9 protein-coding genes are annotated in these 13225 nt (G+C 61.8%); 7 read left to right on the top strand and 2 right to left on the bottom strand.

The features are described from left to right. Nucleotides 1-154 precede the first annotated feature (154 nt). Nucleotides 155-1459, bottom strand: a complete 1305-nt coding sequence (gene pncB, locus RBB75_RS16470; RefSeq protein ID WP_353068696.1) for a nicotinate phosphoribosyltransferase — start codon at nt 1457-1459, stop codon at nt 155-157. A gap of 99 nt (nt 1460-1558) precedes the next feature. Here pncB and RBB75_RS16465 point away from each other — a divergent pair, with 99 nt between their 5' ends. The 6 genes from RBB75_RS16465 to RBB75_RS16440 all read left to right on the top strand — a co-directional run bounded on the left by RBB75_RS16465 (nt 1559) and on the right by RBB75_RS16440 (nt 8328). Further along, entirely contained in the window at nt 1559-2923 is a 1365-nt protein-coding gene (locus tag RBB75_RS16465) for a PP2C family protein-serine/threonine phosphatase (RefSeq protein ID WP_353068695.1), read from the top strand. Between the two features lie 137 nt (nt 2924-3060). Then, nucleotides 3061-3975: an alpha/beta fold hydrolase gene (locus RBB75_RS16460; RefSeq protein WP_353068694.1), complete on the top strand. Its 915-nt coding sequence runs from the start codon at nt 3061-3063 to the stop codon at nt 3973-3975. A gap of 180 nt (nt 3976-4155) precedes the next feature. Further along, entirely contained in the window at nt 4156-5223 is a 1068-nt protein-coding gene (locus tag RBB75_RS16455) for a 1,9-bis(guanidino)-5-aza-nonane synthase (RefSeq protein ID WP_179637769.1), read from the top strand. Between the two features lie 319 nt (nt 5224-5542). Further along, nucleotides 5543-7246, top strand: a complete 1704-nt coding sequence (locus RBB75_RS16450) for a response regulator (RefSeq protein ID WP_179637768.1) — start codon at nt 5543-5545, stop codon at nt 7244-7246. Nucleotides 7247-7319: 73 nt separating this feature from the next. Continuing rightward, entirely contained in the window at nt 7320-7694 is a 375-nt protein-coding gene (locus RBB75_RS16445) for a response regulator (protein WP_179637767.1), read from the top strand. A gap of 316 nt (nt 7695-8010) precedes the next feature. Beyond that, nucleotides 8011-8328: an Hpt domain-containing protein gene (locus RBB75_RS16440; protein WP_179637766.1), complete on the top strand. Its 318-nt coding sequence runs from the start codon at nt 8011-8013 to the stop codon at nt 8326-8328. Between the two features lie 108 nt (nt 8329-8436). On the opposite strand, the gene RBB75_RS16435 is transcribed toward RBB75_RS16440, so the two are convergent. Then, the gene (locus RBB75_RS16435; protein ID WP_353068693.1) at nt 8437-11199 is read right to left on the bottom strand and encodes a DNRLRE domain-containing protein; all 2763 of its coding nucleotides are present in this window, start codon (nt 11197-11199) and stop codon (nt 8437-8439) included. Between the two features lie 345 nt (nt 11200-11544). Here RBB75_RS16435 and pgm point away from each other — a divergent pair, with 345 nt between their 5' ends. Then, entirely contained in the window at nt 11545-13209 is a 1665-nt protein-coding gene (pgm, locus tag RBB75_RS16430; protein ID WP_179637764.1) for a phosphoglucomutase (alpha-D-glucose-1,6-bisphosphate-dependent), read from the top strand. The last annotated feature ends 16 nt before the right edge of the window (nt 13210-13225 follow it).

Below are 13225 nucleotides of genomic sequence, written 5' to 3'. Positions count from 1 at the left end.
CAAAAAGTATACGTGCCTCGCATCAACCAAAAGTAAACCGACGAGCAACGCGAGGCCCACAGCACTCACATCACCAAAACAAGGTATACAAGTCACGAAGTGACCGCCCCGCGCGGAGCGGGCCCGGCCGGCCACATCTTCTAAACTCAAAAAATTAAACCGTAACCAAAGCCCCCATCACCGCCACACTCCCAAACACCCGCCGATACCGAGCAATCTCCTCTACCGGCCCAGTAGACTTCCGCGCATTATCCGACAGCTTCACCGCCGGCCGCCCCCCCACCGTCATCAGCTTGCACACCAGGCTAATCGGCTCCAGCCCAGTCTCTCCCCGCGGATGACATCCACGAAAATCATTCGTCAGCAACGTCCCCCAACCAGCGCTAAAACGTATCCGTCCATGAAAGTACTCATGCAGCCGCAGAATATCCTCCACATCCAACCCATCGGACGCGATCAGCCGTTTCTTCTTCGCATCCCTGCCCCGCTCCGTCAGCCACGCAACATACTCATCCCCAGCAACAAAAGGGTCCTTACTATCGCACCGCTGCCCCGTCCAGTCCGCCACCCAATCCGGAGCTCCAGCCAAGAACTGCGTCGTCCCAAACGTATCCGGCAGCATAATCAGCAACTCGCCGCCATAGCTCTTCTGCCAAAGCTCCAACACGCGATACTGCGACGCATGCAACTCCTCATCATCGTTCGCCAACGCCGCCATCGCCATCGGCAGCTCATGCGCGTTGGTCCCCATCGCCTCCAGGTCATGCTTGTAAGCAAGAAAAGTATTCGACGTACCCGACAGACTCGGCCCCAGCGCCATCCGCATCACCTCAACCACATACTCCTGCCACAAAAAACTATGCCGGCGCCGCGTCCCAAACTCCGAGATCCTTACCTCCGGCACCTGCCGCAACCGTTCCATCTTCTCCCAGAGCTTCGTCTTCGCCTGCGCATACAAAACATCCAGCTCCAGCTCGCTCAGCGTACTCAACGCCGCCCGAGTCTTCATCTCACTCACCAGCGCCAGCCCATAGACCTCCCACATCGTCACCTCGGTCCACAGCCCCTCAAACCGCACCACAATCTGGCCATCGTGCTCCGTCACCGTGTACTCCGACAGCCGAAAGTCCCTCTCCAGCCACTCCAGAAACGCCGGCTCAAAGATCGACCGCGTCCCATAGAACGTATTTCCCGCCAGCCAGATGATCTCCGACCGCCGAAACCGCAGCCCGCGCACATGCTCCATCTGGTCCACCAGCATAGCCATCGCGATATGGTCCGACAGCCGCACCGACACCGTCCTGTTTGTAACCTCCGAAGTCACATGGATCTTCGGAAAGTTCTTCCAGATAAACTGCAGCATCAGCAGCTTGTAGAAGTCCGTATCCAGCAGCGACCGCACAATCGGGTCCAGCTTCCAGTTATGGTTATGGGCCCGCTCCGCAAAGTTAACATTCATCCCAACAGTCTCGTCTCCAATTCACTTCAAAGCAACTCCCTCCCCTTGGCCCATCCGTTGAGTCCAAGTGGCCCTGTACATCGAATCGGCAAAGGGTTGATGATGATCTCGCAACTCCAGCAATCGCCCAGCCGCAGCGGAAAAACCGCACACCTTCGCAAAGGGAGCAACCACGTGAAGCCCGAACCCCAGGCAACCTCTTCCCCCCGCATCTTCGCCGAACCAGCCGAGCGCGAGTGTCCAGAGTGCCCCTACCTGCGCATCTTCAAATCCACCGTCTACGTCCGCAACCACGACAAAAGCCTTAAGTTCTACGTCGACCAGCTCGGCTTCAGCATCGTTGCAGACGCCCACTTCGACTTCGACGGCCGCTGGGTCGCCGTCGCTCCTCCCGACGGCTCCGCAGTCCTAGCCCTCATGGCGCCCAGGCCCGGCACAGAGAACTACAAACTCATCGGTCGCAACACCCAGATCGGCTTCATCTCCGAGGACATCAACACCACATACGAACTTTGGCGCAACCGCGGCGTCCGCTTCCATCACCCGCCCCAGCAGACCATCTTCGGCGCCACCGTAGCCGGCTTTTACGACATCGACGGCAACTCCTTCGAACTCCTCGCCTCCAGCCAGATCAGCCGCGAGATCGAGCGCCAGCGCAACAACGCCATCGAAAAGATTGAGGCCGAGCGCCGCGCCGCGCAGGAGTTCGAGATCGCCCGCCAGGTTCAGGCCCGCCTCTTCCCCCAAACCCTCCCCCCGCTCGAGACCCTCGACTACGCCGGCGTCTGCATCCAGGCCCGTCACGTCGGCGGCGACTACTACGACTTCCTCTCCCTCGGTCACGGACGCCTCGGTCTCGTCATCGGCGACATCGCCGGCAAAGGCATCGCCGGCGCTCTCCTCATGGCAAACCTCCAGGCCAATCTCCGCAGCCAGTTCACCCTCGCCCGCGACGAGCCCCACACCTTCCTCCAATCCGTCAACCGCCTCTTCTACCAGAACACCACCGACAGCGCCTACGCCACCGTCTTCTTCGCCGACTACGACGACACCGCCCGCCTCCTCCGCTACGCCAACTGCGGCCACCTCTGCGCCATCATCCTCCGCCACAACGGCGACGTCGAGCGTCTCCACTCCACCGCAACCGTCCTCGGTCTCTTCGAAGAGTGGCACTCCCCCATCGTCGAATGCCAGCTCGCCCCAGGAGACATCTTCACCCTCTATACCGACGGCGTCACCGAATCCTTCAACGACTCCGAAGAGGAGTTCGGCGAAGACCGCCTCATCGCCGCTCTCGGCCGGCACTCCAAACTCGCACCCCAGGCCCTCCTCTCTGCCATCATCGACGAGATCAAGACCTTCAGCACCCACGAGCAACACGACGACATCACCCTCATCGTCGCAAAGTGCACCCCTTCAAAACTCTCCTTCGCGCCGAACACAACTGGAGCCAGGCCGATCTAGCCGGAACGACTCGAAGTCTCCCGGCAATCAAAGCGATCGTCCTGCCCATGACATCTGTCACCTCACTTCAGTGACGTGAGCCACTAACAACCAGGCAACAAACCCGGCACACTGAAATCGTTCGAAGGAGCTCAGCCATGACCACATCCCGCACAACCTGCCGCCTCGTCATCCTCATGCTGATCCTGGCTGGCATCCTATTGTTGAAAAAGCCAGTCTTCGGCCAGGCCATCACCGCCGCGCCCACCCGCTTCTCCGTCGTCATCGAAGGCGTCGCCCCGGGCAAAGGCCCCGACGTCCTCCTTATCCCCGGCCTCGCCAGCTCCCGCGACGTCTACGCCGCCGAAGCAAAACTTCTCACCGCAACCTATCGCCTTCACCTTATACAGATCGCAGGCTTCGCTGGCGAACCCTCCGGCCCCAACGCAAACGGTCCTATCCTTACCCCCGTGGTCGAGCAGCTCCACCAGTACATCCTCATCAACCACCTCCAGCCAATCCCAGTCATCGGCCACTCCATGGGCGGCCTCTTAGCCCTCATGCTCGCCCAGGCCCATCCCGAAGACGTCAGCAAGCTCCTCATCGTTGACACCCTCCCCTTCTACGGACTCGTCTTCGATCCAGCCGCCACCGTAGAAAGCGTCGCACCCCAGGCCAAGGCTGCCCACGACCAGTTCGTCGCCATGCCCAACGACCAGTTCGCCGCATCCAGCCCCCTCTATACCAACCGGCTCGTCAAAGATCCCGAAGGCCAGCGCCTGGTCTCAGCCTCCTCCATCGCCTCCGACCGCACCGTCTTCGCCAACGCCATGCTCGAAGACCTCGGCACCGACCTCCGTCCTCAGCTAGCCACAATCAAAACTCCGATGACGCTTCTCTATCCCTATGAAACCGCGGAAGGCCCAGCCAACCAGGTCACCGCTCTCTACACCACCGCCTACGCCGCCAAGCCCAACCTGAAGATCCTCCGCATCGATGACTCCCGCCACTTCATCATGTACGACCAACCCGCCGCCTTCGACAAAGCCGTCCAGACCTTCCTCAAGCCCTGAAGAAGTCCCGCGCCGACCAAAGGGAGGACCCAGGCAGCCGACCCACCAAGACCGGTATACGCGTCACGAAGTGACCGCCCCACGCGCAGTGGGCCCGTCCGGCAGGACACAAGCCCCTCGTATGAAATTCACATGAAATCCCGCACTGTTACTAGCCAAAATTGATATCCTGTAGGAGCCATGCCTACAAAAAAAGAACTTCTAGCCCGCCCCATTCAGCATCTCGACCTCAAGCAGCACAACGTCGTTCCCCTGGTCGACGCGATGTCCCAGATGGCCTACTCCGCGCGTGACACCGCCCGCGCCGCCAACATCTACGACATGATGCTCCGCGACAGCGACTGCGGCGTCATCCTCTGCCTCGCCGGCTCCCTCATATCCGCCGGCCTTCAAAAGATATTTGTCGACCTCATCCGCAACAACATGGTCGATGCCATCGTCTCCACTGGCGCCAACATCGTCGATCAGGACTTCTTCGAGGCCCTCGGCTTCAACCACTACGTCGCCGGCGACGAGTACAAGTACGGTGCAGGCGATGCCGAGCTCCGCGAACTCATGATCGACCGCATCTACGACACCTTCATCGACGAAGAAGAGCTTCGCCAGTGCGACGAGATCACCCACCAGATCACCAACTCCCTCGAGCCCAGGCCGCACAGCTCCCGCGAGTTCATCCGCGAGATGGGCGCCTACCTCAGCAAAAACGGCAAGACCCCGCAAGCTGGCGGCCGCGACTCCATCGTCCTCGCCGCCTACGAGAAGAACGTCCCCATCTTCTGTCCCGCCTTCTCCGACTGCTCCGCAGGCTTCGGTCTCGTCGCACATCAGCACGCCCGTCAGGGCAAGCCTATGGTTTCCATCGACTCTGCAAAAGACTTCTACGAGATCACCCAACTGAAGATCGCCAACCCCACCACCGGCCTCCTCATGGTCGGCGGCGGCGTCCCCAAGAACTTCGCCCAGGACATCGTCGTAGCCGCCGACATCCTCGGTGTCGAAGCCTCCATGCACAAGTACGCCATCCAGATCACCGTAGCCGACGCCCGCGACGGCGCCCTCTCCGGCTCCACCCTCAAAGAAGCCTCCAGCTGGGGCAAAGTCGACCTCACCTACGAGCAGATGGTCTTCTCCGAAGCCACACTCGCTCTACCCTTGATTACCGGTTATGCCTTCCACAAGAACGCCCAGGCGTCCCGAAAAGGGAAAAAATGGACCACCATTCTTGACCAGGTTCCCGTAACCGCATAAACCCTATAAAACCCCATAAAGGCCGCCTTTTCCCGCGAAAAGACGGCCTTTTTTATGCCAATCTTCGGCTTAAGTGCTTTGCCTCCAATGTTGTCATCTCTGATAACCCACTGAGGTGTTATTCCCACTGCAACTATTTTTCTGGCATCCTCACCCTTAATTCAGAATATCTCCGCAGAACGCATCGGGTTCGGGAGGAGTATCTACCGGGATCTAATCCAAGCTGCGTTTTAACACGTACGTGCTATAAAGCTTCCAACGGTTACCGAATACAGTTACCAACTAGTGGCATTAGAGTTACCATAGGTCACCGGCAAAAATGCATATCTTTCCTCTACTTGGCTACCTCTCGCTCCTCACCACCTCCGCAGTCTTGCTCGTCGCTTTCCTGCGCGTCCAACGCACCAACCGCGACCTCACCGACCAACTGACGCAAGCTCGAGAGCAGCAGCACCAGCACACCCTTCAACTCACCCACCGCTCCGAGCTCGACACCCTCAAAGACGAGTTCATCTCCACCGTCTCGCATGAGCTCCGCACCCCACTCACCAGCATCCGCGGCGCCCTCGGCCTGCTCTCCTCCGGCATCATCGGCGACGTAGACGCCAAAGCCCTCAACCTCCTCCGCATCGCCGTCACCAACACCGACCGCCTCATCCGCCTCATCAACGACATCCTCGATCTCGAGCGCATGGAATCCGGCCGCGCTCCCCTGCAAATTCGCCGCTGCTCCCTGCGCGATCTCGCCCAGCAGGCCATCGACACCATGACACCCATGGCCGACGCCAACACCGTTCATCTCGCGCTCGAACCTTCCACCGTAGCCCAGGCCGCCTATCCCGAAGCCCTCTTCTTCGACGGCGACGCCGACCGCATCCTCCAAGTCCTCACCAATCTCCTCTCGAACGCAATCAAGTTCTCACCCGCAGCCTCCACAGTGCGCATCCACACCGAAGCCGCCTCCGACTCCATCCTCCTCAAGGTCGTCGACGAAGGCCGCGGCATCCCCTCCGACAAGCTCGACAGCATCTTCGACCGCTTCCAGCAGATCGAACCCTCCGACGCCCGCCAGAAGGGGGGCACCGGCCTCGGCCTCGCCATCTGCCGCAGCATCGTCCAGCAACACAGCGGCTCCATCTGGGCGCAACGCAACCTCGGCCCCGGCACCACGCTCTACATGATGCTGCCCCGCACCACCCGCGCCACCGACGTCGCCGTCCCCGCTCAGCTCCCCCCACGCGGCGAGGGCGCCATCCTGGTCTGCGACGACGACGCCGGCATCCGCACCGTAGTCGCCGAGCACCTCACCCGCCAGGGCTACACCGTCGTCGAAGCCAGCTCCGGCGAACAGGCCCTTATCCTCGCCGCCGAGCACCACGTCGAAGCCATCCTTCTCGATCTCTACATGCCCGGCCTCAGCGGATGGGAGACCCTACAGCGTCTCCGCAACAACCCCATCACCGCCAACATCCCTGTCGTCGTGCTCAGCGTTCTCTCCTCTACCCTCCGTCCCCAACTCACCGGCGACGCACAGGGCTGGGTCCAGAAACCCTTCAACGAAAATCTCCTCTTCGCCGAGCTAGGCCGCGTTCTGCACCAGGGCGAAGGCCCCGCCTACGTCCTCCTCGTCGAAGACGACGAAGACCTCGCCAGCGTCCTCACCGCCAGCTTCCAGGATGCAGCCGTCCACGTCGATCACGCCGCCACCCGCCAGCAGGCCATCCGCCAGTGCATCACGCGCCCGCCCGACCTCCTCATCCTCGACCTCACCCTCCCCGACGGCGACGGCTTCTCCCTCGTCGAGTGGCTCCGCCAGCAACCCACCCTGCGCACCATGCCGCTGGTCGTCTACTCCGGCCGCGAGATGTCCGAAGGAGAGATGGCCAAGCTCCGCCTCGGTCCCACCGAGTTCCTCACCAAGGCCAAAGTCCAGCCCCAGGAGGTCGAAGAGCTGGTCCTCTCCATGGTCCACCGCCTCCGCACCAAGTTCGCCGACCTCGCCACCGCAGGCCCCGCCGCCTAGCAACTAACACCCACACGCGAAGCCACGTAGACAACTCCACGAACTCTTGTCGCATGAGAGAATAGACTCGCTCATGCGACGCATTCTCATAATCGACGACGAAGATGACATTCGCGAGGTAGCCGCGCTGTCCCTCGAAGCAACCGCAGGCTGGCAGATCCTCACCGCAAGCTCTGGTGCCGAAGGCATCGACATCGCCTCTGCCGAACAGCCCGACGCCATCCTCATGGACGTCATGATGCCCGGCGTCGACGGCCCCACCACCTTCGCCAGAATGCAACAGACTCCAGCCATCGCCCACATCCCCGTGCTCCTGCTCACCGCCAAGGTCCAAGGTGTAGACCAGCGACGCTTTGCCGGACTAGGCCTTGCCGGAATCCTCTTCAAACCCTTCGATCCCCTCACCCTTGCCGATCAGATCTCCACGGCTCTCGGCTGGGCAAACTAACACTCTGTCGCTAAAGAAGCACTGCAAACTGCCCCGTCACGCCGCATGGAGCATTTTGTTGTCATCTGCACGGAGCATTTTGCCATTCGCACACAAGCTTTGCTGTCATCCTGAGCGCAGCGAAGGATCCCGACGAATCCTGACCCTGCCCTAACCGCTTGTCCCTTTCAAACCACATTACCTACGTATCAAGGCATGACATCCAGGCCATGACATTCGTTCCACCTATCCGCCAATCCGCAGTAAACTACCCGCATGCTTTGGCAGCCAACTGGGTTCGATCTTCCACCGGCACGCCGAGCTAAGCCACTTCACTATGAAGAAAGCTGATCAGATCGACAACGTCCTCGCCAGTCTCTGGAAGAAAAACCTTCCAACCCTGCGCGAACGTCTCGACCTGCTCGACCGCACTGCCTCCCTCGCAGCCTCCGGCACCCTCCCCGAAGAACCCCGTCTCGAGGCCTACAGCATCGCCCACAAGCTCACCGGCTCTCTCGGCATGTTCGGCTATCAGCAAGGCACCGACATCGCCCGCCAGATCGAGCACATCCTGAAAGCCCCCACCCCCGCCCAGCTCACCACCCTCCCCGCACTGGCAAAAGACCTCCGCACCTCTCTCTCCGAAGGCCTGTAATGGCCGGCACAAGATCTTTCTTCGCGACCAGCGGGAGCGCCACCCGAAGGGGTACACAAGTCACGAAGTGACCGCCCTCCGCGCAGGAGGCCCGTCCGGCAGGACACATCAGTTACAAGCCAGTGCCATCCACATCCCAGTAGCCGTCCCACTCGCACCCGTCACCGTAAAGTCCACAAAGTTCCCCGCCGCCACTGTCACATTGCCCTCCTGAATACACGACGCACCCGGAGCAACCGTACAAACCAGCGAAGTATTCGCCATACTCCCCGGCGTCCCCTGTCGCAGAATCACATTCACCGTGTTTATCGTCTCACGCGAAAACACACTCAACTGCGTCGCCGTACATCCCGCCGGAACCCAGGTCAAAACAGCGTCGGTCTCCGTCGAAGCGTCCACGGCACTATTCACCGAATGAAACAGCAGATTGAACGACACCGAGTGATACACCGAAGCAAACGGTATCCCACTCGTCCCCGCCCCGCCCCCCCCGCCCGTCCCATTCGCCCCCGCCGCGCCCTGCGGAATCGTGAAGTTCAACACCGCAGCACTTCCACTCCCGACATTGGTCACGCTCGCCTGCGTCCCCGCAGCACCCGTCGTCACCGTCCCCACGCTCACAGAAGCCGCAGCCCCAGCCGGTCCTGTGGCTCCCGCGCTTCCATTCTGCGCCAGCACAGCCCACACCGCCGGCGAAATATCTGGCTCCGAACCAACCGACCCGGTCGTCGCCAGATAAGTCGAACCCCCATAACTGACCACATCATTCGCGTGATAAGAAACCGCAGAACTCCACGGCCCGCGAAACGTCACGCCTACCGCCCCCGCCGGCCCAGCAGGACCGGCCACTCCCGGTGGACCCTGCACTCCCGTCTGACCCTGCGCCCCCGCTGGCCCAGTCGAACCCGCTGGCCCTGCGACACCCGCCGGTCCAGCAACTCCCTCTGCTGCCAGCACCGCCCACTGCGAAGGACTCAGCGAAGGGGTATTCCCAACATTCCCCGCCACCAGCGAAACATAAGTCGATCCATTGAAGCTCACAGCATCATGCAGCGCATAGTTCGTCGATGAGGCATAATTCCCCGTATAGTTTGCCACCGGAGGCCCCTGCGGCCCCGTAGCGCCCGTAGCCCCCTGAGTCCCTGCCGCTCCAGCAAACCCAGCCGGACCCTGCAATCCCTGCGGACCCGCCGGACCCTGCGCCCCGGTAGCTCCCGTAGCCCCAGTAGCGAACACCGACCACTGCGCCGGACTCAAGCTCGGAGTACTTCCAATATTCCCCGCCACCAGCGAGACATAAGCTGACCCGCCAAACAGCACCCCATCCCCCAGCCCATAGTTCACCGCAGACGAGTACGTCCCTCGAAACGCCATCCCCACCGGCCCCGCAGGCCCCTGCGGACCCATCGGCCCACTCAGCCCCTGCGCCCCTGTAACTCCCGTCAAACCCTGCGCCCCAGCCTGCCCCACAATCCCCTGCAGACCCTGTGGACCCGAAGGTCCATTCGGCCCCACCGAACCCGGCAATCCCTGCGCCCCCGCAATCCCCTGCGAACCCTGCGCTCCCGTAGGCCCCGCCGGTCCCTGCGCCGTCAACACTCCCCATTGCCCTGGACTCGCACTCGGCGCATTCCCGTGATTCCCATTCAGCAGCGAAGCATAGCTCGCTCCCTGCCACAGCACCACATCTCCCAGCGCATAGTTCGTCGTCGAAACATAAGCGCCCTGATAAACCAACCCCGGCAGCCCCGGAGCACCCGCCCCTCCCGTAGCCCCCGTAGGCCCAGCAGCCCCGGCCGGTCCAGTTGGTCCGGTCAACCCCTCCAACCCCGGCGCCCCCGCAGGACCCGCTGGCCCCTGAATCCCCACCGCCCCCAGCGCCAGCACACCCCACTGCCCCGGACTCATCCCCGGAGTATTTCCACGGTTCGCCGCAATCAGTGAAACATAGCTCGACCCCTGATAGGTCACCACAGCATTCAGCACGTAACTCGTAGTCGCGGCATAGGTCCCCACGTAAGCCAGCCCAGCCGTTCCCCCACCACCGGAACCAGTCCCCGCCTGCGCCAGCACCGCCCACTGCGCCGTAAGCCCCGGCGTATTACCCTTGTTCCCCCCGGTCAACGAAATAAAACTCGACCCCGAGTAAGTCACCACATCATCGAGCGCATAGGTCGAACCCGCAGCATACGCCCCCTGAAAGCTCAGCCCCGGCGAACCAACTGGCCCAGCCTGTCCAGTAGCTCCCGTAGCTCCCGTCGGTCCCGCAGGCCCGGCCGGCCCCGTTGCCCCGGTCGCCCCCGTCGCTCCACCCCAGGCCAGCGCTACATCGAGCACCGCGGCATGCCCCGTCAGGTCGTTCTCTTTGCTGTCGAACTGCACCACCGCCGTCCCCGCCGTCAGAGCCACCCCATTATTGGTCGTCGGAGCACTCACCCATCCCTGCACCAGCCCCGTCACATCCACCACCACATAAACCCCGGCCTGCCCCACCGGCACCGTCTTCACCGCACTCCCCAGCAACGGCAGCGTCGCATACGTCACGCTGTACTCCCCCCAGCTCCCGTTCACCGGCTGCACGCTCACCGAACCCGTCGTATCCATCCGATTGCAATAAAGCCGCAGCGTCGCCCGCGACACCTGAGAAGCTGTAGTCCCCGCCGGCAGCATCGAAAGATCAAACTGCAGCAGCGCCGTATATCCGCCGCCCACATTCAGATTCGAGATTGTCCCGCTATTCACCGCTGGCCGCGCACTGTTCACATGGGCGTCCGCCACCAGCGTCGCCTCCACCGCAGACGCCGGCAGAGCCGCCGCCCACAACCCCGCAACCCCTAGCCCGTGTAGCAGAATCCGTCGTACCTGACCCATCCAACCCCTCATGGACAGGCCCCGCGACGCACCCTTGCGCCAAACCAGACCAGCCATCGTTTCCACGATCAATACTCAACAGCGCACGTCGAAGCCGGCTAGAAAGCGGCCCAGCAGCGTTACAAAACAAACAACCCGGATCATTCCCGTTTTAGGCTAAGACCACCCAAAACACAAGCACCTTCAACTGCGACTTCCGTGTCAATCCCGGCTCTCCCCCGCAAACCCGCGCCATACATCTTCCACACACCCGCATCCCATATAGTGTCAATGGGTCAGATAGAGCCAAAGGGTCAAAGCAAAGGTCACAACAATCAACCAGCACACCAAGAAGGACAAGACGGTATGAGCAATCCAACTCAGACTCCCAACCAGCCCGGCCAGCTTCCCCTCCCGGCCAACCTGGTCAATCTCTCCCGCCTCATCACCGCCTACTACACCCTTCATCCCGACCCCGCCATCCCCGTCCAGCGCGTAGCCTTCGGGACCTCCGGCCACCGCGGCAGCGCCTTCAAAACCGCCTTCAACGAAGACCACATCGCCGCCATCACCCAGGCCATCGTCGACTATCGCCACAGTCCTGAGAACGCCCAAAAAGCCACCGGCCCCCTCTTCCTGGCGCAGGACACCCACGCCCTCTCCGAACCCGCCTTCGCCACCGCCCTCGAGGTCCTCGCCGCCAACAACATCGACGTCATGGTCGACACCGACCTCGCCTACACCCCCACCCCCGCTCTCTCCCACGCCGTCCTCACCTACAACGCGAAGCACAAAGATCATCAATCTGACGGCATCGTCATCACCCCCTCCCACAACCCACCAGAGGACGGCGGCTTCAAGTACAACCCACCCAACGGCGGCCCCGCCGACACCACCGCCACCAAGTGGATCGAGAACCGTGCCAACGACATCATCGCTGCAGGCCTCACCGCCGTAAAAAAAATCCCCTACACCCAGGCCCTCAACGCCCCCACCACCCACCGCCACGACTACATCACCTCCTACGTCGACGATCTCGCCAACGTCATCGACTTCGAAGTCCTCGCCGGCACCACCCTCAAGCTGGCCGTCGACCCGCTAGGAGGAGCCGGCGTCCACTACTGGCCCCGCATCGCCGATAAGTATCACCTGCCGTTACAAATCCTCAACCCCAACGTTGACGCCACCTTCCGCTTCATGACCACCGACTGGGACGGCCGTATCCGCATGGACTGCTCCTCCCCCTACGCGATGGCCAGCATGATCGCCAACAAGCAAAAGTACGACGTAGCCTTCGCCGCCGACACCGACCACGACCGCCACGGCATCGTCACCCGCACCACCGGCCTCCTCAATCCCAACCACTACCTTGCTGTGTGTATTCAATACCTCTTCACCCACCGTCCTCAGTGGTCCGCGCAGGTCGGCATCGGCAAGACCCTCGTCTCCTCCAGCATCATCGACCGCGTAGCCAAAGGCCTCAACCGCCCGATGCTCGAAGTTCCTGTAGGCTTCAAGTGGTTTGTAGACGGCCTCATCGACGGCACCCTCGGCTTCGTCGGCGAAGAGTCCGCCGGCTCTACCTTCCTCCGCCGTAATGGCCAGGTCTGGACCACCGACAAGGACGGCCTCATCCCCGGCCTCCTCGCCGCCGAGATGACCGCCCGCACCGGCAAAGACCCCGGCCAGCTCTACATCGAACTAACGGAAAGATACGGCAACCCCGTCTACGAGCGCATCGACGCCGCAGCCACCAAAGAACAAAAAGCCAAACTAGCCAAACTGTCGCCGCAACAAGTCACCGCAAAACAGCTGGCTGGCGAGCCCATCACCGCCATCCTCACTGAAGCTCCCGGCAACCACGCCGCAATAGGCGGACTCAAGGTGACGACTGAGAATGGTTGGTTCGCCGCACGCCCCTCCGGCACCGAAGACGTCTACAAGATCTACGCCGAATCCTTCAAAGGCCTCGACCACCTCAAACAAATACAAACCGAAGCTCAGGCCCTGGTCACCGCCGCCATCTCCTAAGTCGTTGTAGACCAAC

Source organism: Tunturibacter empetritectus (assembly GCF_040358985.1).
GTDB lineage: Bacteria > Acidobacteriota > Terriglobia > Terriglobales > Acidobacteriaceae > Edaphobacter > Edaphobacter empetritectus.
Note: the sequence above shows the minus strand (reverse complement) of the source record. Positions and strands in the feature narration are given on the sequence as shown.